Annotated in this window: 34 protein-coding genes and 1 pseudogene; 3 read left to right on the top strand and 32 right to left on the bottom strand. The window is 61.0% G+C overall.

Annotated elements, in window-relative coordinates:
* Positions 1-104: 104 nt before the first annotated feature.
* Entirely contained in the window at positions 105-764 is a 660-nt protein-coding gene (locus ACEQZD_RS06225) for a LuxR C-terminal-related transcriptional regulator (RefSeq protein WP_228548133.1), read from the top strand.
* A 119-nt stretch (positions 765-883) separates the two neighbouring features.
* Positions 884-3727, top strand: a complete 2844-nt coding sequence (gene uvrA, locus ACEQZD_RS06220) for an excinuclease ABC subunit UvrA (protein WP_370184602.1) — start codon at positions 884-886, stop codon at positions 3725-3727.
* A gap of 9 nt (positions 3728-3736) precedes the next feature.
* Here uvrA and ACEQZD_RS06215 read toward each other — a convergent pair whose 3' ends face one another.
* Positions 3737-5146, bottom strand: a complete 1410-nt coding sequence (locus ACEQZD_RS06215; protein ID WP_370184600.1) for an SDR family NAD(P)-dependent oxidoreductase — start codon at positions 5144-5146, stop codon at positions 3737-3739.
* Between the two features lie 130 nt (positions 5147-5276).
* On the opposite strand from ACEQZD_RS06215, the gene ACEQZD_RS06210 reads away from it, so the two are divergent.
* The gene (locus ACEQZD_RS06210; RefSeq protein ID WP_335629382.1) at positions 5277-5633 is read left to right on the top strand and encodes a hypothetical protein; all 357 of its coding nucleotides are present in this window, start codon (positions 5277-5279) and stop codon (positions 5631-5633) included.
* A gap of 1 nt (position 5634) precedes the next feature.
* Here the strand turns inward: ACEQZD_RS06210 and ACEQZD_RS06205 are convergent, their stop codons facing one another.
* From ACEQZD_RS06205 to tuf, 31 genes and pseudogenes are all read right to left on the bottom strand, one after another.
* Positions 5635-6120, bottom strand: a complete 486-nt coding sequence (locus tag ACEQZD_RS06205) for a GyrI-like domain-containing protein (protein WP_335629381.1) — start codon at positions 6118-6120, stop codon at positions 5635-5637.
* A 28-nt stretch (positions 6121-6148) separates the two neighbouring features.
* Complete coding sequence (locus tag ACEQZD_RS06200; protein WP_142949692.1) at positions 6149-6685, bottom strand: bacterioferritin; 537 nt, start codon at positions 6683-6685, stop codon at positions 6149-6151.
* Positions 6686-6890: 205 nt separating this feature from the next.
* Complete coding sequence (rplQ, locus tag ACEQZD_RS06195; protein WP_067609468.1) at positions 6891-7274, bottom strand: 50S ribosomal protein L17; 384 nt, start codon at positions 7272-7274, stop codon at positions 6891-6893.
* Positions 7275-7334: 60 nt separating this feature from the next.
* Positions 7335-8342 carry a DNA-directed RNA polymerase subunit alpha gene (gene rpoA / locus ACEQZD_RS06190; protein WP_142949693.1) on the bottom strand — a complete coding sequence of 336 codons (1008 nt, stop codon included), beginning with the start codon at positions 8340-8342 and terminating at the stop codon, positions 7335-7337.
* A 20-nt stretch (positions 8343-8362) separates the two neighbouring features.
* On the bottom strand, positions 8363-8989 hold the full coding sequence (gene rpsD / locus ACEQZD_RS06185) for a 30S ribosomal protein S4 (RefSeq protein ID WP_067609472.1): 627 nt from the start codon (positions 8987-8989) through the stop codon (positions 8363-8365).
* Between the two features lie 16 nt (positions 8990-9005).
* A complete protein-coding gene (rpsK, locus tag ACEQZD_RS06180; protein ID WP_067609474.1) occupies positions 9006-9404 on the bottom strand; it encodes a 30S ribosomal protein S11 in 399 nt (132 codons plus the stop codon).
* Between the two features lie 24 nt (positions 9405-9428).
* Positions 9429-9785: a 30S ribosomal protein S13 gene (gene rpsM, locus ACEQZD_RS06175; protein ID WP_142949694.1), complete on the bottom strand. Its 357-nt coding sequence runs from the start codon at positions 9783-9785 to the stop codon at positions 9429-9431.
* Between the two features lie 125 nt (positions 9786-9910).
* Positions 9911-10027: a 50S ribosomal protein L36 gene (rpmJ, locus tag ACEQZD_RS06170; RefSeq protein ID WP_008928865.1), complete on the bottom strand. Its 117-nt coding sequence runs from the start codon at positions 10025-10027 to the stop codon at positions 9911-9913.
* A 38-nt stretch (positions 10028-10065) separates the two neighbouring features.
* Positions 10066-11445 (bottom strand): preprotein translocase subunit SecY, encoded by a 1380-nt coding sequence (gene secY / locus ACEQZD_RS06165; RefSeq protein ID WP_067612757.1) that lies wholly within the window; start codon positions 11443-11445, stop codon positions 10066-10068.
* Positions 11446-11457: 12 nt separating this feature from the next.
* Positions 11458-11892 (bottom strand): 50S ribosomal protein L15, encoded by a 435-nt coding sequence (rplO, locus tag ACEQZD_RS06160; protein WP_067612759.1) that lies wholly within the window; start codon positions 11890-11892, stop codon positions 11458-11460.
* Positions 11893-11895: 3 nt separating this feature from the next.
* Positions 11896-12078, bottom strand: a complete 183-nt coding sequence (rpmD, locus tag ACEQZD_RS06155; protein WP_067612762.1) for a 50S ribosomal protein L30 — start codon at positions 12076-12078, stop codon at positions 11896-11898.
* Between the two features lie 24 nt (positions 12079-12102).
* Positions 12103-12600: a 30S ribosomal protein S5 gene (gene rpsE / locus ACEQZD_RS06150; protein WP_067612765.1), complete on the bottom strand. Its 498-nt coding sequence runs from the start codon at positions 12598-12600 to the stop codon at positions 12103-12105.
* Positions 12601-12612: 12 nt separating this feature from the next.
* Positions 12613-12963, bottom strand: a complete 351-nt coding sequence (gene rplR / locus ACEQZD_RS06145) for a 50S ribosomal protein L18 (protein WP_067612768.1) — start codon at positions 12961-12963, stop codon at positions 12613-12615.
* 17 nt (positions 12964-12980) lie between these two features.
* On the bottom strand, positions 12981-13514 hold the full coding sequence (gene rplF / locus ACEQZD_RS06140; RefSeq protein WP_142949695.1) for a 50S ribosomal protein L6: 534 nt from the start codon (positions 13512-13514) through the stop codon (positions 12981-12983).
* A 32-nt stretch (positions 13515-13546) separates the two neighbouring features.
* Positions 13547-13939, bottom strand: a complete 393-nt coding sequence (gene rpsH / locus ACEQZD_RS06135) for a 30S ribosomal protein S8 (RefSeq protein ID WP_067612774.1) — start codon at positions 13937-13939, stop codon at positions 13547-13549.
* Between the two features lie 41 nt (positions 13940-13980).
* On the bottom strand, positions 13981-14286 hold the full coding sequence (gene rpsN / locus ACEQZD_RS06130; RefSeq protein ID WP_067612777.1) for a 30S ribosomal protein S14: 306 nt from the start codon (positions 14284-14286) through the stop codon (positions 13981-13983).
* 9 nt (positions 14287-14295) lie between these two features.
* Positions 14296-14835 (bottom strand): 50S ribosomal protein L5, encoded by a 540-nt coding sequence (gene rplE / locus ACEQZD_RS06125; RefSeq protein WP_067612780.1) that lies wholly within the window; start codon positions 14833-14835, stop codon positions 14296-14298.
* 13 nt (positions 14836-14848) lie between these two features.
* The gene (gene rplX, locus ACEQZD_RS06120) at positions 14849-15163 is read right to left on the bottom strand and encodes a 50S ribosomal protein L24 (RefSeq protein ID WP_142949696.1); all 315 of its coding nucleotides are present in this window, start codon (positions 15161-15163) and stop codon (positions 14849-14851) included.
* Between the two features lie 15 nt (positions 15164-15178).
* Entirely contained in the window at positions 15179-15547 is a 369-nt protein-coding gene (rplN, locus tag ACEQZD_RS06115) for a 50S ribosomal protein L14 (protein ID WP_142949697.1), read from the bottom strand.
* Between the two features lie 49 nt (positions 15548-15596).
* Positions 15597-15866, bottom strand: coding sequence for a 30S ribosomal protein S17 (rpsQ, locus tag ACEQZD_RS06110; protein WP_142949698.1), 270 nt, complete (start codon positions 15864-15866; stop codon positions 15597-15599).
* Positions 15867-15868: 2 nt separating this feature from the next.
* On the bottom strand, positions 15869-16060 hold the full coding sequence (gene rpmC, locus ACEQZD_RS06105) for a 50S ribosomal protein L29 (RefSeq protein ID WP_067612792.1): 192 nt from the start codon (positions 16058-16060) through the stop codon (positions 15869-15871).
* 3 nt (positions 16061-16063) lie between these two features.
* Positions 16064-16477, bottom strand: a complete 414-nt coding sequence (rplP, locus tag ACEQZD_RS06100; RefSeq protein ID WP_067612795.1) for a 50S ribosomal protein L16 — start codon at positions 16475-16477, stop codon at positions 16064-16066.
* Positions 16478-16490: 13 nt separating this feature from the next.
* The gene (gene rpsC / locus ACEQZD_RS06095) at positions 16491-17189 is read right to left on the bottom strand and encodes a 30S ribosomal protein S3 (RefSeq protein ID WP_194856579.1); all 699 of its coding nucleotides are present in this window, start codon (positions 17187-17189) and stop codon (positions 16491-16493) included.
* A gap of 4 nt (positions 17190-17193) precedes the next feature.
* Entirely contained in the window at positions 17194-17547 is a 354-nt protein-coding gene (gene rplV, locus ACEQZD_RS06090) for a 50S ribosomal protein L22 (RefSeq protein WP_067612800.1), read from the bottom strand.
* Between the two features lie 10 nt (positions 17548-17557).
* A complete protein-coding gene (gene rpsS, locus ACEQZD_RS06085; protein ID WP_067612803.1) occupies positions 17558-17833 on the bottom strand; it encodes a 30S ribosomal protein S19 in 276 nt (91 codons plus the stop codon).
* 22 nt (positions 17834-17855) lie between these two features.
* On the bottom strand, positions 17856-18680 hold the full coding sequence (gene rplB / locus ACEQZD_RS06080) for a 50S ribosomal protein L2 (protein ID WP_142949700.1): 825 nt from the start codon (positions 18678-18680) through the stop codon (positions 17856-17858).
* A 19-nt stretch (positions 18681-18699) separates the two neighbouring features.
* Complete coding sequence (gene rplW, locus ACEQZD_RS06075) at positions 18700-18996, bottom strand: 50S ribosomal protein L23 (protein WP_067612437.1); 297 nt, start codon at positions 18994-18996, stop codon at positions 18700-18702.
* Positions 18993-19595 carry a 50S ribosomal protein L4 gene (rplD, locus tag ACEQZD_RS06070; RefSeq protein WP_067612435.1) on the bottom strand — a complete coding sequence of 201 codons (603 nt, stop codon included), beginning with the start codon at positions 19593-19595 and terminating at the stop codon, positions 18993-18995. Before rplD ends, rplW begins: the two co-directional genes overlap by 4 nt.
* Before the next feature lie 14 nt (positions 19596-19609).
* On the bottom strand, positions 19610-20245 hold the full coding sequence (gene rplC / locus ACEQZD_RS06065; protein WP_194856580.1) for a 50S ribosomal protein L3: 636 nt from the start codon (positions 20243-20245) through the stop codon (positions 19610-19612).
* A 69-nt stretch (positions 20246-20314) separates the two neighbouring features.
* Positions 20315-20626, bottom strand: coding sequence for a 30S ribosomal protein S10 (gene rpsJ / locus ACEQZD_RS06060; RefSeq protein ID WP_067612426.1), 312 nt, complete (start codon positions 20624-20626; stop codon positions 20315-20317).
* Positions 20627-20842: 216 nt separating this feature from the next.
* A pseudogene (gene tuf / locus ACEQZD_RS06055) lies at positions 20843-21060 on the bottom strand (elongation factor Tu); the annotation flags it as partial.

Below are 21060 nucleotides of genomic sequence, written 5' to 3'. Positions count from 1 at the left end.
GGTAAATTGAACCCCCGCCAATGCGATGATAAATTGGCCCCTTGAATCAGTTTTTTTTCGTATCCCCCTCGCGGGACACAACCTCCCGGTACACGGGACGCATCATGGACGAATTAATGGACACTCAAGAATCACAAAAGGTGTACGTGGTCGGCGGCCAGCATCTTCAGAACGCGCTGCTCACGGAGTTCCTCGACAAAGCGTCGATTACCGCCAGCGCGGTGAAGTCGGTGGACCAGGTCCACGAAGACGACCTGCGCGCCGTGGAGCAGAATCTGTTCCTGGTGGATTTCCATTCCGTGGATGTGAATGACGTCATCACTCGCCTGCTGGAAACGGACAAGCGTCTCGACAGCGAAATTCTGATCGGCGTGTTCAATGTCGACGACGACGATGACCTGTCGCGCCTGGCGGGCCTGCCGATGGTCAACGGCGGCTTTCAGCATGACTGCCCGCAGGGGCTGCTGACCAAGGGCATCAAGTCGATGTTCGAGGGCGAGCTGTGGTTCCCGCGCAAGGTGTTGCAGCAATACCTGGTGAAAAGCCGCGCCTTCAACAAGACCTTCGGCCGCAACGAGGTGAACCTTACCGACCGCGAGATCGAAGTGCTCAAGGTGATGGCCACCGGCGCCAAGAATTCGGAAATCGCCACGGTGCTCAACCTCAGCCCGCACACCATCAAGACTCACATCTACAACATCTTCAAGAAGATCAATGCCTCCAACCGCCTGCAGGCGGTGAACTGGGCGCAGGAAAACCTCTGATACCCCACCTGCCCGACGCCGGCAATCCGGCGTCAGGGCACCATCGTTCTTTCCCCCATCACGCTCTTTCCCCTATACTGCACTGTTCATTCTGACAGTAGCCAAGGGCACGCCATCTCATGGATACCATTCTGGTTCGGGGCGCTCGCACCCATAACCTGAAAAACGTGGACCTCGACATTCCCCGTGACAAGCTGGTGGTGATCACCGGACTTTCCGGGTCCGGGAAATCGTCGCTGGCGTTCGACACCCTCTACGCCGAAGGCCAGCGCCGTTACGTGGAGTCCCTGTCCACCTATGCCCGGCAATTCCTGTCGATGATGGAGAAGCCCGATGTGGACCACATCGAAGGGCTGAGCCCGGCGATCTCCATCGAGCAGAAATCCACCAGCCATAACCCGCGCTCCACGGTGGGCACCATCACCGAGATCTACGACTACCTGAGGTTGCTGTTCGCCCGGGTCGGCGAGCCGCGCTGCCCGCAGCACGAAGCCCCACTGGCCGCGCAGACCATCAGCCAGATGGTGGACCAGGTGCTGGCCATGGAAGAAGGCAGCAAGCTGATGCTGCTGGCCCCGGTGATCCGCGAGAAGAAAGGCGAGCACCTGCATCTGTTCGACGAGCTGCGCGCCCAGGGCTTTATCCGCGTCCGCGTGGACGGTCGTATCTACGACATGGACGACACCCCGGACCTGGACAAGAACAAGAAGCACACCATCGAAGTGGTGGTAGACCGCTTCAAGGTGCGCTCGGACCTGCAGAACCGGCTGGCGGAGTCCTTCGAGACCGCCCTCAACCTGGCCGACGATATCGCCATCATCGCCTCCATGGACGGCAAGCCCCTGGACGGTGACAGCGAGGAAATCACCTTCTCGGCGAAGTTCGCCTGCCCCCATTGCGGCTACTCGATTCCGGAGCTGGAGCCGCGCCTGTTCTCGTTCAACAACCCGGCGGGCGCCTGCCCCAGTTGCGACGGCCTGGGCGTGAAGCAGTTCTTCGACGAGGACAAGGTGATCACCAGCGAGGAGCTGTCCCTGGCGGAAGGCGCGATCCGCGGCTGGGACCGCCGCAATGTCTACTATTTCCAGATGCTCACCGCCCTGGCGCAGAGCCTGGATTTCGACATGGACGTGGCGTTCAAGGATCTGGACAAGACGGTGCGCCGCAAGATTCTCTACGGCACCGGCAAGGAGAGCGTGGAGTTCCGCTATCTGAACGACCGGGGCGACATCATCAAGCGCAACCACCCGTTCGAGGGCATCGTGCCCAATATGGAGCGGCGCTACCGGGAAACCGAGTCCGAGGCGGTGCGCGAGGATCTGGCCAGCTACCTGTCCACGTCCACCTGCCCCAGCTGCGACGGCTCCCGCCTGCGCGAGGCGGCCCGTAACGTCTTTATCGACAACACCACCCTGCCCGAGCTGGTGCGTCTGGCGGTGGGCAAGTCGTTCGACTATTTCGACAACCTGAAGCTGCCCGGCAACCGCGGCGAAATCGCCGAGAAGATTCTCAAGGAGATCCGCGACCGGCTGCAGTTTCTGGTCAATGTGGGTCTGGACTATCTGAACCTGGAGCGCAGCGCCGAGACCCTGTCCGGTGGCGAGGCCCAGCGCATCCGCCTGGCCAGCCAGATCGGCGCCGGCCTGGTGGGCGTCATGTACGTGCTCGACGAGCCTTCCATCGGTCTGCACCAGCGCGACAATGAGCGCCTGCTGTCCACCCTGACCCGCCTGCGGGACCTGGGCAATACGGTGCTGGTGGTGGAGCACGACGAGGACGCCATCCGCACCGCCGACCATGTCATCGACATCGGCCCGGGCGCCGGCGTGCACGGCGGCCGGGTGGTGGCCCAGGGCACCGCCGAGGAAGTGGCCGCCAACAAGGACTCCCTCACCGGCGACTACCTGTCCGGGCGCCGGCGCATTGAAGTGCCCGCCAAGCGCAGGGCCACCGGGGACGACTGGCTAACCCTGACCGGCGCCACCGGCAACAACCTCAAAGGCACCGAGCTGAAGCTGCCGCTGGGCCTGTTCACCTGTGTCACCGGGGTGTCCGGTTCGGGCAAATCAACGCTGATCAACCACACGCTCTACCCGCTGGCGGCCACCACCCTGAACAAGGCCACCACCCTGAAAGCGTCGCCCCATGAGCGCCTGGAAGGTCTGGAGCATCTGGACAAGGTGGTGGACATCGACCAGAGCCCGATCGGCCGCACGCCGCGCTCCAACCCGGCCACCTACACCGGCATTTTCACGCCGGTGCGCGAGCTGTTCGCCGGCACCCAGGAAGCCCGGGCGCGGGGCTACAAGCCCGGCCGCTTCAGCTTCAACGTCAAGGGCGGCCGCTGCGAAGCCTGCCAGGGCGACGGCGTGATCAAGGTGGAGATGCACTTCCTGCCGGACATCTATGTGCCCTGCGAGGTGTGCGACGGCCGCCGCTACAACCGGGAGACCCTGGAAGTCACCTACAAGGGCAAGAACATCTACGAAGTGCTGGAAATGACCATCGAGGAAGCCCGCGAGTTCTTCGATGCGGTGCCGGCCCTGCAGCGTCGCCTGCAGACCCTGCTGGATGTGGGCCTGAGCTATGTGAAGCTGGGCCAGGCCGCCACCACCCTGTCCGGCGGCGAGGCACAGCGGGTGAAACTGGCCCGCGAGCTGTCCCGGCGCGACACCGGCCGCACGCTCTATATTCTCGACGAACCCACCACCGGCCTGCACTTCCAGGATATCCAGATGCTGCTGGATGTGCTCAACCGGCTGCGCGACCACGGCAACACCATCGTGGTGATCGAGCACAACCTGGATGTGATCAAAACCGCGGACTGGATCGTTGATCTGGGGCCCGAGGGCGGCGACGGCGGCGGCCGGGTGATCGCCCAGGGCACGCCCGAAAAAGTGGCCAAGGCCAAGGGCAGCCACACCGGGCGCTTCCTGAAATCGATGCTGAAAGCGTCTTCCTGAAGCGGCGCCTCAGATCGGCCCGCCGTGGCCGGGCCGGCAGCGGGCGGCCAGCCAGCGTGCCAGCTGGCGGCGCTGTTCCGGCGTGACCCGGGTGCCGGGCAGCACGGCGGTGGGCCGGGGCCGGCGGTCGAACCAGAAACGGCCGCTGATGTTCGCCACCGCCGGGCTGCTGACCAGCCACACCATGGTGTCCGCGCCCTGGCGCGGCGAGCGGAGCCAGGGCCCGACCCGTTTATGGAACACCGGCAGAGAGGCGGCGACGCCGGGGGTGTCCGCCCAGCCGGGGTGCATGCTGTTGAAGCGAACGCCCGGGTGCTGCTCCGCCCAGTGCTCGGTTTGCGCCACCAGCGCCCGCTTGGCGCGGGCGTAGGCCTTGGCGCCGTCGAAGCGCTCGTTCTCGAATTCCATGTCGTCCAGGTGCAGGGCCTGCAGGTACAGACCGCCGCTGGCCACGTTCACCACGCGCCCCTGGCCCCGCTCCAGGGCGGGCAAAAGCTTCTCGGTGAGCAGGTAAGGCGCCAGCAGGTTGACCGCCAGGGTGCGCTCGGTGCCTTCGGTGGTCAGGTCGCGCTCATTGAACAGCGCGCCGGCGTTGTTGATCAGGCCGTGCACTTCCGGAGTCAGGGCGTGAATACGGGTGGCCGCCAGGCGCACTTCCTCGAGCCGTGACAGATCGGCCTCCACGGTGTGCAGGGCGTCCACGCCGCAGCCGCTGAAGGCGCGTACCGCGTTCTGCGCCTGCCGCAGACGCTCACGGTCGCGCCCGACCAGAATCAGGGTGGCGCCGAGGCGGCTGAGCTCCTTGGCGGCGGCCAGCCCCAGCCCGCCGGTGGCACCGGTGACCACGACGATGCGGCCGTCGATGAAATCACTGAGCCCGCGGTCCGGCATGGACTGGTAGCCAAGCCGTGAGAATTCCAGGGCGGCGGGCAGCAGCGCGCGATAGCGCAGCCACTGCCAGACGCCGGGTTCTTCAACGCGGGAGGGCTCCAGGGCGCGGCGCAGGTCCTCCATGGCGCGGTGCCCCATGGCGGTGAGCCAGGGCTTGATGATGGCCTGCAGGCGTTCGGCGAGCCCGCCCACATCCAGATCGAGGGTGTAGAGAATTTCCGTGAAGGTCTCGTCGGCCCCGGGCCGGAACTCGATGTGCTCGCGGGCGCTGGCGGCCGGGCCCTGGCCGCGCAGGCTCAGGCTGCGCCCCGGGTCGGTGTCGACAAGTTCATAGCCGAAGGCGCGCTGGCGGCCGGCGAAGCGATAATCCACTTCAAAACGGCTCTGCCGGCCGACCGGGCCCGGCGTACTTTTGCGGGCGTTCTCGACAGCCGGGTTCCACTGCTCCGACGCTGCCATATCCAGCATGTACCGGTAACAATCCGCCGTGGGCCGGCGCACCTGAACGCGCTCCTGCAAGCGAATCATAGCTTTCACACCCTCGGTGAATAAAACACTTCGATTATGCCGGCGCCGCGCGCTTCGAACCGTGAAGGCCGGCGCCGCTATGGCACGGAACCTGCTTGGTTCTCAGAGCCATTGTGACGGAGTCGAGATCATGAGCGAAGGAATCAACACGCACTGGTTGATGCACTATCGCGTGGTCGCGCTGGTCAACCAGTGTCGCCGCCTGATCCGCGACGAGTTCGGTACGCGCCTGTCGCTTACCGACCCACAACTTCGCCAGGAACTGGACCGCTTCGCGGCACGCAGCCAATCCAGGGAGCTGGCCCGGCTGATGGACGACATCGCCCGGGAAGCCGGCGCCGCCGAGGCGCCCCCTGAGCCGGAAAAGACGGCGCCCAAACGTATGTACCGGGGCCAGCCTCTTCCAGAGCCCGCCTCCGAAACGGAGCCGGGCCGTGCCGCGTCGCCTAAAGCGGTGATCTATCGGGGCCGCCAGGTGCGGGGCTGAGTTACTTCACGCCCACGTAAATGGTCACCTGGTCGCCGCCTTCGAAGACTTCGTAGTCGGTGAGGAAGGCACGCTCCGGGGCGTCGTCGCTCTCGAAGTAATGCCATACCTGCCCCCAGGTCTCCATGACCGTGTCGGGCATCCTGCCCCGCCCCTGGAACACCAGATAGTCTCCGGCTTCCAGGGTCACGGTGGCGTACTCCTCCGGCACTTTCTCCTCGTCGGTGACTTCGACACCGGCTAGTACGCTGTAATCGCCGGCGACGCCGTCATCGAACTCGGTGTAGACACCGTAAACCGGGGAGCCGGCGGCTTTGTCCGGTATTGAGTGCGCCAGACGCTCGTCATCGAATTTTTCCCAAAGACGGCTGAGCCGGGAATCCTCGGCGTGCATTTCGAGGTCGTTATTGGTGCGTATCTGAATGCCCGCCACGGTCTTGCCGTGCTGGCGCTGACGCTCCGGGGTGCTTCTTTCGGGGGTCGCCACTAGCTGTTTCCTCCTTGGCCGGGTCGGTTCACAACGATTCCAGGATCGACGCCATGTCGTCCGCGTGCTCTTCTTCCTGAGCCAGTATCTCTTCCATGATGCGGCGGGTGGTCGGGTCCTTGTCACCCAGGTAGGTGGCGATCTCCCGGTAGCTGTCGATGGCGATGCGCTCGGCGATCAGATCTTCCTTGACCATCTCCTTGAGGGTCTCGCCTTCCACGTACTCGGCGTGGGAGCGGCTTTGCAGGCCTTCAGGGGAAAAATTGGGGGCGCCGCCGAGCTGCACGATGCGTTCCGCCAGCCAGTCCGCGTGCTGCTGTTCCTGCTGGGCGTGCTCAAGGAACTCATCGGCCGCGATGCTGGCGTTGAGCCCGTCGGCCATGTAGTAGTGGCGCTTGTAGCGCAGTGTGCAGACGATCTCGGTGGCCAGCGCTTCGTTAAGCAGCTTGAGAACGGTCTCGCGGTCGGCGTTGTAGCCGGCGGTGACGGCGCCCTGCTCGATATGCTGGCGGGCCCGTTCACGCAGTGTCTTCACATCGGTCAGAAAAGGCTGACTGTTACTCATGGATTCTCCCTGCGTTGCTTTTCTTAACACTACACAGGGATGCGGCCGTTGGCAGCCCGGAACAAGGCGGGAAATCGCAAAATCCGGTAAAGCGGGCGCACCAGTCCGGGGCACGCCGGGCCCTGGCCGGCGCCGGCGGGCCTTTTCTCAGACACAAAAAAACCGGGCCTGGGCCCGGTTCTTTGTGTCGTCCCGCAGGGGCGACTTATTCCGCGTCGGCGATCTCGCCTTCCGGACGATCCACCAGCTCCACGTAGGCCATGGGGGCGTTGTCGCCGGCCCGGAAGCCCATCTTGAGGATACGCAGGTAGCCACCCGGGCGCGCCTTGTAGCGCGGACCCAGTTCGTTGAACAGTTTACCGACCATTTCCTTGGACCGGGTACGGTCAAACGCCAGACGGCGGTTGGCCACCGAGTCTTCCTTGGCCAGGGTGATCAGGGGCTCGGCCACCCGACGCAGCTCCTTGGCTTTCGGCAAGGTGGTTTTGATCGCTTCATGTTCGAACAGCGACACCGCCATGTTGCGGAACATGGCCTGACGGTGTGAGCTGTTCCGGTTCAGTTTTCTGCCGCTCTTGCGATGACGCATGGTTCTGTTCCTATTTCAGGGACGCCAAGGCGCCCATGACAACTCTGTTAGTGCGGTTGATTAACGCAACTTGGTGTTAAGCCGGTCATCATCCCGGAGACTGACCGGCGGCCAGTTTTCCAGGCGCATGCCCAGCGACAGGCCCTTGGAGGCCAGCACATCCTTAATCTCGGTGAGGGACTTCTTGCCCAGGTTCGGGGTCTTGAGAAGCTCGACCTCGGTACGCTGAACCAAATCACCGATGTAGTAGATATTCTCCGCCTTCAGGCAGTTGGCGGAACGAACGGTCAGCTCCAGGTCGTCCACCGGGCGCAGCAGGATCGGATCGATCTCTTCGCGCTCTTGCTTCGGCTCGGGCTTGGCGTCCTGCTCCAGATCCACGAATACCGCGATCTGCTGCTGCAGAATGGTGGCGGCACGGCGGATCGCCTCTTCCGGATCGATGGTGCCATCGGTTTCCAGATCGATCACCAGCTTGTCCAGGTCGGTACGCTGCTCGACCCGGGCGGCCTCCACCACGTACGCCACGCGGCGCACCGGGCTGTAGCTGGCATCCAGCTGCAGGCGGCCGATGCCGCGGGTTTCGTCGTCATCACTCTGACGAGTGTCGGCGGCTTCGTAGCCACGGCCTTTCTGCACTTTCAGGCGCACACGCAGTTCGGTGTCGCCGGTGATGGTGCAGATCAGGTGGTCCGGGTTAACGATCTCAACGCTGTGATCGCGCTGGATATCGTCGGCGGTAACATCGCCCGGGCCTTTCTTGACCAGTTCCAGGGTCGCTTCTTCGCGATCTTCCATCTTCAGGGCCACGCCCTTCAGGTTGAGGAGGATGTTGATCACATCTTCCTGCACACCCTCGATGGAGGAGTACTCGTGCTGTACACCGTCGATCTCCACTTCGGTGATCGCGCAGCCAGGCATGCTGGACAGCAGGATGCGGCGCAGCGCCGTGCCCAGAGTATGGCCGAAACCACGCTCCAGCGGCTCCAGTACGACCTTGGCGTGGGTCTCGCTGATCGCGTTGACCGCGATCGAGCGGGGCGTGAGAAATTCGTTCACGGCGGTCATAGAGATCCCTCAGGCAGTCCTTACTTGGAGTACAGCTCGACGATCAGGTTTTCGTTGATCTCGGCCGGCAAATCGATACGCTCCGGCAGGGCTTTGAACGTGCCCTCGAACTTCTTCTCGTCCACTTCCACCCAGGTCGGGAAGCCGCGCTGCTGGGCCAGTTCCATGGCGTTCTTGACGCGCAGCTGGTTCTTGGCCTTTTCACGCACGGTAACGATGTCACCGGGGCTCACCTGGTAGGAGGCGATGTTCACGCTACGACCGTTAACCAGGATCGCGCGGTGTGATACCAGCTGGCGTGCCTCGGAACGGGTCGCGCCGAAGCCCAGACGGTATACCACGTTGTCCAGACGGCCTTCCAGGAGCTGCAGAAGCACCTCGCCGGTGGCGCCGCGGGACCGGGCGGCTTTCTTGTAGTAGCCGCGGAACTGCTTTTCCAGAACGCCGTACATGCGACGGACTTTCTGTTTCTCGCGCAACTGCACGCCGTAGTCGGACAGGCGGCTGGGGCGACGGCCACCGCCGGCCTGGCCGGGGGGCTGTTCCGCCTTGCACTTGGATTCCAGCGGACGAATGCCGCTTTTGAGGAACAGATCAGTGCCTTCACGACGGGAAAGCTTGCACTTGGGACCGATGTATCTTGCCATCTTGCTCTAACTCCCGTTACACGCGGCGCTTCTTGGGCGGACGACAACCATTATGCGGAATGGGCGTCACGTCCTGAATGTGGGTAATCTTGTAGCCACAGCCGTTGAGCGCGCGAATAGAGGACTCACGGCCCGGACCGGGACCCTTGACTCGGACTTCCAGGTTCTTCAACCCGTAATCCTTGGCGGCATTACCCGCGTTTTCGGCAGCCACCTGGGCCGCGAAAGGCGTGCTTTTGCGGGAACCACGGAAGCCGGCACCACCGGAGGTCGCCCAGGACAAAGCGTTGCCCTGACGGTCGGTGATGGTGATGATGGTGTTGTTGAAAGAAGCGTGTACATGCGCGATACCGTCCGCAACGGTCCGCGTTACCTTCTTCCGACGTGCGCCACTGTCTCTTTTCGCTTTAGCCATGCTTACTTATCCAGATATCAGGACTTACTTGCGGATCGGTTTCCGCGGGCCCTTGCGGGTCCGGGCATTGGTTTTGGTACGCTGGCCGCGCAGCGGCAGCCCACGGCGATGACGGATGCCGCGGTAGCAGCCCAGATCCATCAAACGCTTGATATTCATGTTGATTTCCCGGCGCAGATCGCCCTCCGTGGAAACCTTGGCGACCTCGGCGCGGATCGCGTCCAGCTGGTCGCCGGAAAGGTCACGCACCTTGACGGTCGGCTCAATGCCGGTCTGCTCGCAAATAGCGCGAGCGCGGGTGCGGCCGATCCCGAAAATATAGGTGAGTGAAATCACCGAATGCTTGTTGTCCGGGATGTTAACGCCTGCAATACGGGCCATCCGAATATCTCCGATTCACAACGCGGTAGTGCCAGCCTCTGGCGCCGAAAGGCGGAAGAGTCTAGCGTTACACCGACTGAATTTCAACCAAACACTAGGAAAAGAAGTTCTGCCCAACCGGGCCGTTAGCCCTGGCGCTGCTTATGCCGGGGCTCGGCACTGCAAATCACCATAACCCGGCCCTTCCGGCGGATTACCTTGCAGTTGCGGCAGATCTTCTTAACAGAAGCCTGAACTTTCATCGCACTCGCCTCACTTTACCTTCAAGCCCGTGGGCCGGTTATCGCACCAGACCGGTGCCGCCATACCCTTTCAGGTTGGCCTTCTTCATCAACTTCTCGTACTGGGTGGACATCAGGTGCGAATTAACCTGCGACCAGAAGTCCATAACCACTACCACCACGATCAACAGTGAGGTGCCGCCCAGATAGAAAGGCACGTTCCACACCCCCTGCAGACCCAGAGGCAGCAGGCATACCAGCGTCATGTACACCGAACCGATCAGGGTCAGCCGACCCATCACCGTGTCGATATAACGAGCGGATTGCTCGCCGGGGCGGATACCCGGGATGTAAGCCCCGGATTTCTTGAGATTGTCCGCCACGTCTTTCGGGTTGAATACCAGGGCCGTGTAGAAGTAGCAGAAGAACACGATCGCCAGGGTAAACAACAAAATGTACAACGGTGTGCCGGGCAGCAGCGCGTCGCTGACGACACGCAGGGCCTGGCCCCACCAGGAATCCGGGTCGCTGGTGCTGAACCACTGGCTCAGCGACGCCGGAAACAGCAGGATGGAACTGGCGAAAATCGCCGGAATCACGCCCGCCATGTTCACTTTCAACGGCAGATGGCTCTGCTGGGCCGCGTAGACGCGGCGGCCCTGCTGCCGCCGGGCGTAGTTAACGGTGATTCTCCGCTGACCACGCTCGACGAACACCACACCGAAGATCACCGCCACCGCCACCAGGAACACCAGCAGCATGGCCAGCAGACTCAGATCGCCCTGACGGGCGGATTCGAAGGTCTGCGCCACCGCGCCGGGCAGACCGGCCACGATGGAAGCGAAGATCAGCATGGAAATACCATTGCCGATACCGCGCTCGGTGATCTGCTCACCCAGCCACATCAGGAACACCGTGCCGGTTACCAGCGTGGTCACGGCCACGAAGTAGAAGCTGGCCACCTGCATGGTGGACGCCGCCTCCGGCAACAGGGTGATGCCCTGGCTTTTAAGGCCCGCGCACACACCAAACGACTGAATCGCGCCCAGTGCCACCGTCAGATAACGGGTGTACTGGGTGATCTTGCGGCGACCCTGCTCGCCTTCCTTGCGCAGCTGCTCAAGGGAGGGAACCACCGCGCTCATCAGCTGGATAACAATGCTCGCGGTAATGTACGGCATGATACCCAGGGCGAAGATGCTCATGCGCTCCAGCGAACCGCCGGAGAACATATTGAACATGCCAAGAATGGTGTCCCGGTTGTTGTTGAACATCTGTTCCAACGCTTCCGGGTTCATTCCGGGAACCGGGATGTGCGCACCGATCCGGAACACCAGCAGGGCTCCCAGCAGGAAACCGATGCGGCGCCACAGCTCACGAGTGGCGCCGCCGGTGGCCGCGGTGTTGTTGTTCAGTGTTTGTGCACGGTTCTTGGCCATAGCCCCGCCTTATTACTCCTCGATTTTACCGCCGGCCTTCTCCACCGCTTCGCGAGCACCCTTGGTCAGGGCGACGCCGCGGATGGTTACCGCGCGGTCGATTTGGCCGCGCAGCACGATCTTGGCGCGTTTCTTATCGGAGCGAACAACACCGGCGTCCTTCAGGGCCGCCAGGTCGATCACGTCACCTTCCACCTTGGCCAGCTCCGCCAGACGCACTTCGGCGGTGGCCATGGCCAGCTTGGAGGTGAAGCCGAACTTGGGAACCCGACGCTGCAGCGGCATCTGGCCGCCTTCGAAACCAGGCTTCACGGTGCCGCCGGAACGGGACTTCTGACCTTTGTGGCCGCGGCCACCGGTCTTGCCCAGGCCGGAACCGATACCACGGCCAACCCGCTTCTCGTCCGGACGGGATCCGTCAGCTGGATGCAAATCATTGAGACGCATCGCTTATTCTCCCTCTACCCGTACCAAGTACGCGACTTTGTTGATCATGCCACGTACGGAAGGTGTGTCTTCAACTTCCACGGTGTGACCGATGCGGCGCAGCCCGAGACCGCGCACACAGGCCTTGTGGCCTTCCAGCCGACCGCTGCTGCTTTTAACCTGGGTTACTTTGATCTTGTCAGCCATCGTTAAGCTTCCGTCTGTGTGCGCTTAGCCGAGAATCTCTTCAACGGACTTGCCGCGCTTAGCCGCCACCGATTCCGGTGAGGACATCTGCTTCAGCCCGTTGAACGTTGCACGCACCACGTTCACTGGATTGGTGGATCCGTAGCACTTCGCCAGAACGTTCTGCACGCCGGCCACTTCCAGCACCGCGCGCATCGCGCCACCGGCAATCACACCAGTACCGTCGTCGGCAGGCTGCATGTACACCTTGGAGGCGCCATGGCGTGCCTTGATCGGGTGCTGAATGGTGGTGCCTTTCAGGTCCACCTGAATCATGTTGCGGCGGGCGGCTTCCAGCGCCTTCTGGATGGCGGCCGGCACTTCGCGTGCCTTACCGCGGCCGAAGCCTACCTTACCTTTGCCGTCGCCCACTACAGTCAACGCAGTGAAACCGAAGATGCGGCCGCCTTTTACTACTTTGGCAACCCGGTTCACCTGAACCAGCTTCTCCTGGAGACCTTCGTTGGGATCAACTTTCGCCATAACCAAGCACCCTTAGAATTCAAGCCCGTTTTCGCGCGCGGCATCCGCCAACGCCTTGATCCGACCGTGATAACGGAATCCGGAACGATCAAAGGCTACACGCTCGATGCCCGCCTCTTTGGCGCGCTTCGCAATCAGTTCGCCTACTTTCGATGCGGCGTCGGCATTGCCGGTGGCCGCTTCGCGCAGGTCCTTCTCGACGGTACTCGCCGTAACCAGAACCCGGTCACCAGCCGCGCTGGTGATCTGCGCGTAGATGTGGCGCGGGGTGCGATGTACGGACAGACGGATCTGGCCGGACTCGCGGATGTTAAGGCGAGTACGTTTGGCCCTGCGCAGACGTGCAAGTTTCTTGTCCATCATGGCTCTAGTCTCAACAATTATTTCTTCTTGGCTTCCTTACGGCGCACCTGCTCATCAGCATAGCGCACCCCCTTGCCTTTGTAGGGCTCGGGCGGACGGAAGGCCCGGACATTGGCGGCAACCTGACCAACCAGCTGCTTATCAATGCCCTTGACAACAATTTCGGTCTGGGTCGGGGTTTCGATGGTGATGCCATCGGGCAGCTGATACGCCACCGGATGGGAGAAACCCAGCGTCAGGTTCAGGGTCTTGCCCTGAGCCTGGGCGCGATAACCCACGCCGTTGAGGACCAGCTTGCGCTCGAAGCCCTCTGAGACGCCGGTGACCATGTTGTTCACCACCGCGCGGGTGGTACCGGCCAGCGCCCAGGATTCCTGGGACTCCTCGCGCGGCTTGACGGTGAAGATACCGTCTTCAAACGACACGTCCACCTGCTCGTGCACTTCATGTTCCAGGTTGCCTTTGCTGCCCTTTACGGACACCTTGCGACCGTCGATTTTCAGCTCGACGCCGCTGGGCAACTTAACCGGATTTTTCGCTACTCTAGACATTGCTGCACCTAAACCCGTCTACACCGCTACCGTTAGGACACTTCGCAGATCAGCTCGCCGCCTACATTAGCCTGGCGCGCTGCGCGATCGGAAAGAATGCCCTGGTTGGTGGACACGATCATCACACCAAGGCCGCCCTTGACCTTGGGAATCTGGCCGGCGTTTTTGTAGACACGCAGACCGGGGCGGCTGACACGGGAAATCTTTTCGATTACCGGACTGCCCTCGAAATACCGAAGGTCCACGGTCAGCACGGGCTTCTTGTCGCCGGCCACCGAGAAGCCTTCGATGTAACCTTCTTCCTTCAGTACCTTGGCAATGGCCTGCTTAGCCGTGGAAGAAGGAATCTCCACCTTGGCTTTCCGGGCCATCTGCGCGTTACGGATACGAGTAAACATATCCGCCAGGGTATCTTGCATGCTCATGCCGCAATCGCTCCGCTACTCATGCCTATATCTTGGCTTGCTTACCAGCTGGCCTTAACCAGACCGGGGACGTCGCCGCGCATCGCTGCTTCGCGCAGCTTGATACGGCTCAAACCGAACTTCCGGTAGTAGCCGTGCGGACGACCGGTAATCCGGCAGCGATTACGCTGGCGCACCGGAGAGGAATCGCGCGGCAGCTTCTGGAGCTGCAGTTGCGCGTCCCATTTTGCTTCGGGTTCGGCGTTGGGATCGTTAACGATCGCTTTCAGCGCCTGACGCTTGGCGGCGTAACGCTGAACCAACTTGGCGCGCTTCGCCTCCCGATTTTTCATAGAGACCTTTGCCATGACAAATCCTCAGCCCTTCAGCGGGAAGTTGAAGGCGCGCAACAGCGCGCGTGCCTCGTCGTCGGTTTTCGCCGTGGTGGTGATGGTGATGTCCATACCACGCAGCTTATCAACCTTGTCGAAATCCACTTCGGGGAACACGATCTGCTCGCGCAGCCCCATGGAATAATTGCCCCGGCCGTCGAATGACTTGGGATTCAAACCACGGAAGTCGCGCATCCGGGGAATCGCCACCGCCACCAGGCGGTCCAGGAATTCGTACATACGGCGATTGCGCAGGGTCACCTTGCAGCCGATCGGCCAGCCTTCACGGATCTTGAAACCCGCAACGGACTTACGCGCCTTGGTGATCAGCGGCTTCTGGCCGGCAATCGCGGTCATGTCGGACAAGGCGCCTTCGATGGCCTTACGGTCCGCGGCCGCTTCACCGACACCCATGTTCAGGGTGATCTTGGTGATTTTCGGCACTTCCATGACATTGTCGTAACCCAGCTCTTCTTTGAGCTTTGCCACGATCTGTTCGTTGTAAACCTTTTTCAGATCACTCATGGTCCACCTGTCCTCACGCGTCCAGCGTTTCGCCGCTAGACTTGAAGAAACGCACCTTATCGCCATCCTCGAAACGGAAGCCAACACGGTCCGCTTTCTCGGCCTTGGGGTTCCAGATGGCCACATTGGAAGCGTCGATACCCGCTTCCTGTTCGACGATGCCGCCCTGAATACCACGGTTCGGATTGGCGCGTACGTGTTTCTTAACCACGTTCACCCCGGCCACGATCAGACGGCCGTTCGGCAGCACGCGCTGAACCTTGCCGCGCTTACCTTTATCCTTGCCCGCGATTACGATGACTTCATCATCACGCTTGATCTTGAGCATTACGTTCACCCGCCTTTAAAGAACTTCCGGTGCCAGGGAGATGATTTTCATGAACTGCTCGGTACGCAGCTCACGGGTCACCGGTCCAAAGATCCGGGTACCTACCGGCGCCTTGTTGTTGCCCAACAGCACCGCGGCGTTTTCATCAAAACGAATCACGGAGCCGTCCGGGCGGCGCACACCGCGGCGGGTGCGGACCACCACAGCGGTCATCACATCACCCTTCTTAACGCGGCCGCGCGGAATCGCTTCCTTTACTGTGACCTTGATGACGTCACCAATGCCTGCATAGCGGCGGTGGGAGCCACCCAGCACCTTGATGCACTGCACTCGACGGGCGCCGCTGTTATCGGCGACTTCGAGCATCGTTTCGGTCTGAATCATCGCTTACTCTCTCCAACTCCTGCCCTGCAGGCAGCCACAGCAACCTTGGTCAGACCTTGTTGGTCTGCTCCACCACGTTCACCAGCATCCAGGTTTTACGCTTGGACAACGGGCGGCACTCTTCAATCGTGACCAGGTCGCCTTCGTTGCACTGATTCTCTTCATCATGCGCCATCAACTTGGTTGACCGCTTGATGATCTTGCCGTAAATCGGGTGCTGCACCCGGCGCTCCACCAACACGGTGATCGTTTTCTCACCCTTGTTGGAAATGACCTTGCCAGTAGCGGTCCGGCGCAGTATCTCTTTCGCTTCTGCCATGCCTAGTTACCCTGCTTCTCTCTCAGAATGGTTTTCACCCGTGCAATATCACGGCGAACCTTCCCAAGCTGATGGGTTTGTGAAAGCTGCCCGGATGCCAGTTTCATGCGCTGCTTAAACTGCTCTTCAAGCAACTCGAGCTGCTGGTTGTTCAGCTCTTCGACACTCTTTTCTCTCAGTTCGCTCGCTTTCATGGCTTACATCACCGTCCGAGTCACTACGCGGGTGCTGATCGGCAGCTTGGCCGCGGCGAGGCGGAACGCTTCGCGCGCTACGTCCTCTGAAACACCTTCCATTTCGTAGAGCATGCGGCCCGGCTGAATCTGAGCCACCCAGTACTCCACGTTACCCTTACCTTTACCCATCCGGACTTCGAGCGGCTTCTGGGTGATCGGCTTATCCGGGAACACACGGATCCAGATTTTGCCGCCCCGCTTGATGTGCCGGGTCATGGCACGACGGGCTGCTTCGATCTGGCGGGCGGTAATGCGGCCACGACCGGTAGCCTGCAGGCCCACGGTGCCGAAAGACACCTTGCTGCCCCGCTGTGCCAGGCCGCGGTTACGGCCCTTATGAACTTTCCGGAATTTGGTACGCTTCGGCTGCAACATCGTTCGTTACCCTTTAACCGCGGCCGCGCTTCTTGGCGCCCTTGGACTGCTGTTGCTTCTGTTCTTCCTGAATCTGCTCCATGCCACCAAGCACTTCGCCACGGAAGATCCAGACCTTTACGCCAATGGTGCCGTAAGTGGTTTCGGCGCGAACGCTGGCATAATCGATGTCCGCACGCAGCGTGTGCAGCGGCACCCGGCCTTCGCGATACCACTCGGTACGGGCGATCTCGGCGCCACCCAGGCGTCCGGACAACTGAATCCGAATACCTTCGGCGCCGGACTTCATGGCGTTCTGCACCGCGCGCTTCATAGCGCGGCGGAACATTACCCGACGCTCCAACTGACCGGCGACGTTGTCGGCCACAAGGCGGGCGTCGAGATCCGGCTTGCGCACCTCTTCGATATTGATGTGCACCGGAACGCCCATCTTGGCGGCCACGTCGCGACGCAGGCGCTCGACGTCCTCGCCTTTCTTACCGATCACAATACCCGGACGCGCCGTGGAGATCGTGATGCGCACGTTTTCTGACGGGCGCTCGATCTTGATACGGCTCACCGAGGCATTCTTCAGGCGCTTGAACAGATATTCACGCACCTGCAGGTCGGAAACCAGGCAGTCGGAATAGGTTTTCTGCCCGGCATACCAGAGCGAGTTATGCTCTTTGACAATGCCCAGGCGAATACCGATCGGATGAACTTTCTGACCCATCTGGTTACTCCTGACCTTCTGAGACTTTTACAGTGATGTGACAAGTGCGCTTGAGGATGCGATCGGCGCGGCCTTTGGCGCGCGGTCGAATACGCTTCATCGTCATGCCCTCGTCCACAAACACTGTGGAAACTTTCAGCTCATCCACGTCAGCGCCGTCGTTGTTTTCCGCGTTAGCAATCGCGGACTCCAGCACTTTCTTTACAATCCGGGCCGCCTTCTTGGGGCTAAAGGCCAGAACATTCAGCGCCTTCTCCACCTCCAGACCTCTGATCTGGTCGGCCACAAGGCGGGCTTTTTGAGCCGAAATTCTTGCGCCCCGCAGACGGGCTGCAACTTCAGTAACTTCAGTCGCCATGGCTGTCACCTTATCGCTTAGCCTTCTTGTCCACGATGTGCCCGCGGTATGTGCGGGTCAGGGCGAATTCGCCCAACTTGTGGCCCACCATGTGCTCGGTGATCAATACCGGAACATGCTGACGGCCGTTATGTACCGCGATGGTCAAGCCCACCATCTCCGGGATGATCATGGAGCGACGGGACCAGGTTTTGATCGGCTTACGGGAGCCGGCTTCCACCGCTTCTTCCACCTTCTTCAAAAGGTGGTGATCCAGAAACGGACCTTTCTTCAGTGAACGTGGCACAGCCTGAACCTCTCTCTATCCCTTACTTACGACGGTCACGCACAATCATCTTGGAGGTGCGCTTGTTTGTACGCGTTTTGTGGCCCTTGGTAGGTACACCCCAGGGGGTAACCGGGTGACGACCGCCGGAAGTGCGACCTTCACCACCACCATGAGGGTGATCCACCGGGTTCATCGCCACACCACGTACGGTCGGGCGAACACCCCGCCAGCGCTTGGCGCCGGCCTTACCCAGCGAGCGCAGACTGTGCTCGCTGTTGGCAACTTCACCGATGGTGGCCTTGCACTCGGCGCTCACCTTGCGCATCTCGCCGGAGCGGAGACGCAGGGTGACATAGCCACCATCCTTTGCCAGCACCTGAATCGCGGTGCCAGCGGAGCGGGCCAGCTGGCCACCCTTACCGGGCTTCATTTCCACGTTATGAACCGTGGAACCCAGCGGAATGTTGCGCAGCGGCAGAGCGTTACCCGCCTTGATCGGCGCGTCTTCACCGGACTGGATACGATCACCGGCTTTCAGGCCACGCGGCGCCAGAATATAGCGACGCTCACCATCCAGGTATTTGATCAGGGCGATATGAGCGGACCGGTTGGGGTCGTACTCAAGGCGCTCGATCACACCGGCGATACCGTCCTTGTCCCGACGAAAGTCGACGCGACGATACTTTTGCTTGTGACCACCGCCTTTATGGCGGGTGGTGATGCGGCCGTTGTTATTACGACCGCCACTTTTACTCTTCGCTTCCAGCAGCGGCTCATAAGGTGCACCTTTGTGCAGATCCTCATTAACCACCTTGACCACAAAGCGGCGGCCCGGGGAAGTCGGCTTAGCTTTAACAATCGCCATGATTACTTACTCCCTTACCTTACTCTGCGCCCAGGAAGTCGATGTCCTGGCCTTCCGCCAGAGACACATAAGCCTTCTTCCAGCCCGCGCGCTTACCGGCGACACGCCCGAAGAACTTCTGCTTGCCTTTGACGCTGAGAGTCCGCACGGACTCCACTTTCACGTCGAACAGCGCTTCCACGGCCTTCTTGATTTCAAGCTTGTTGGCGTCTTTCGCCACCTTGAAAACGAAGGCGTTGCCCTGATCGGCCACCAGCGTGGCTTTCTCCGAAACGTGCGGCGCGAGAAGTACGTTAAAAATGCGCTCTTTGTTCATGCCAGCGCCTCCTCAAGCTGCTTCAGAGCCGGAACCGTCACCAGCACCTTCTCGAAGGCGATGAGACTGACCGGATCCACGCCACTGGCGTCGCGAATATCCACTTTGGGCAGGTTGCGTGCCGCCAGGTAGAGGTTTTCATCCACCTCGCTGGTCACGATCAGCACACTGCTCAATTCCAGATCCTTTAGCTTGGATGCCACCTGCTTGGTTTTCGGTGAGTCGATGTTGAACTCGTCGACCACCACCAAACGTTCCTGACGTACCAGCTCGGAAAAAATGCAACGCAACGCGCCGCGGTACATCTTGCGATTCACCTTCTGGGAAAAATCGCGGGGTTCTGCGGCAAACGTCTTGCCGCCGCCACGCCACAGCGGGCTGCGGATAGTGCCGGCACGGGCCCGGCCAGTACCTTTCTGACGCCAGGGCTTACGGCCACCACCGCTTACCGCCGCGCGATTCTTCTGAGCCTTGGAACCCTGACGGGCACCGGCCAGAAACGCGGTCACAACCTGATGAACCAGAGGCTCGTTGAAGTCTTTGCCGAAGGCGACTTCAGAAACGGTTACGGTACCTCCAGAGGCAGTATTGAGATTCATCCTCTATTCCTCTTTCAGGCCTTCGCCTTCACTGCCGGGCGCACGATAACATCACCACCGGCCGCACCGGGGATGGCACCCTTTACCAGCAACAGATTCTTTTCCGCATCCACACGCACGATTTCAAGGTTCTGAACCGTTACGCGCTCGGCGCCCAGATGACCCGCCATCTTCTTACCCTTGAAAACCTTGCCCGGGGTCTGGTTCTGACCAATAGAACCCGGCGCGCGGTGTGACAAGGAGTTACCATGGGTAGCGTCCTGAGTACGGAAATTCCAACGCTTCACGCCGCCCGCGAAGCCTTTACCCTTGGAAGTGCCGGTTACGTCCACGGACTGACCCGCTTCGAACACCTCAAGAGTCACCTCGGAGCCGGCCTGCAGCTCGCCGACTTCGCCGCGGAACTCGCCCGCGCTGCGGCCGGCTTCGACACCGGCCTTCGCGAAGTGACCGGCCTGCGGCTTGGTCACCCGGCTGGCCCGGCGCTCACCCACCGTCACTTGCACGGCTTCGTAGCCATCTGTTTCTTCGGTCTTGACCTGACTCACCCGATTCGGGGTCACTTCAATGACGGTCACCGGAACACTGATACCTTCCTCAGTGAACACCCGGGTCATCCCGCACTTCCGACCGATTACACCAATCGCCATTGTCTACCTCTTCACAACCTGTCGCGGTTGAACCGCCCGTAGTTGTCGGTCTGAGCAATCTCAGGCCAGTTATCCCAGGCTAATCTGCACGTCCACACCAGCCGCCAGGTCAAGCTTCATGAGCGCATCCACGGTTTTATCCGTGGGCTCAACGATGTCGACCAGCCGCTTGTGGGTGCGGATCTCGTACTGATCACGCGCATCCTTATTCACATGCGGAGAGATCAGCACAGTAAACCGTTCTTTACGCGTCGGCAGAGGGATTGGACCCTGTACCTGCGCACCCGTCCGTTTTGCCGTATCCACGATCTCCTGGGCGGACTGATCAATGAGACGATGATCAAAGGCCTTGAGACGGATGCGGATTCTTTGGTTAGCCATAGCTAACAAACTCCAGACTGTTTCGTACCATTCTTTAGATGGCAAAAAGCCCGCCCAACCTGTCCGTCCGGAAGGTGGTGGGTGTCAAAACAAGCCCGGGAACGATGCCCCGGTTGATCGCGCTCTTTAGCCGGTGTTTTGTTTACCGGTTAAGAGGGCGCAAATTATAGGGATAAAAAAAGGCCAGGGCAAGGGCCCCGGCCTTTTTATTTCCCTTTACTCGATAATCTTGGACACCACGCCGGCGCCAACGGTGCGGCCGCCTTCGCGGACCGCGAAGCGCAGGCCTTCTTCCATGGCGATCGGCGCGATCAGCTCGACGCTCATCTGCACGTTATCGCCCGGCATCACCATCTCGGTGCCTTCCGGCAGCTGGCAAGCGCCGGTCACGTCGGTGGTCCGGAAGTAGAACTGCGGACGGTAGCCGTTGAAGA

It is taken from the genome of Alloalcanivorax sp., from assembly GCF_964221125.1.
Classification (GTDB): domain Bacteria; phylum Pseudomonadota; class Gammaproteobacteria; order Pseudomonadales; family Alcanivoracaceae; genus Alloalcanivorax; species Alloalcanivorax venustensis.
This window is presented reverse-complemented; position numbering and strand designations above follow the sequence as displayed.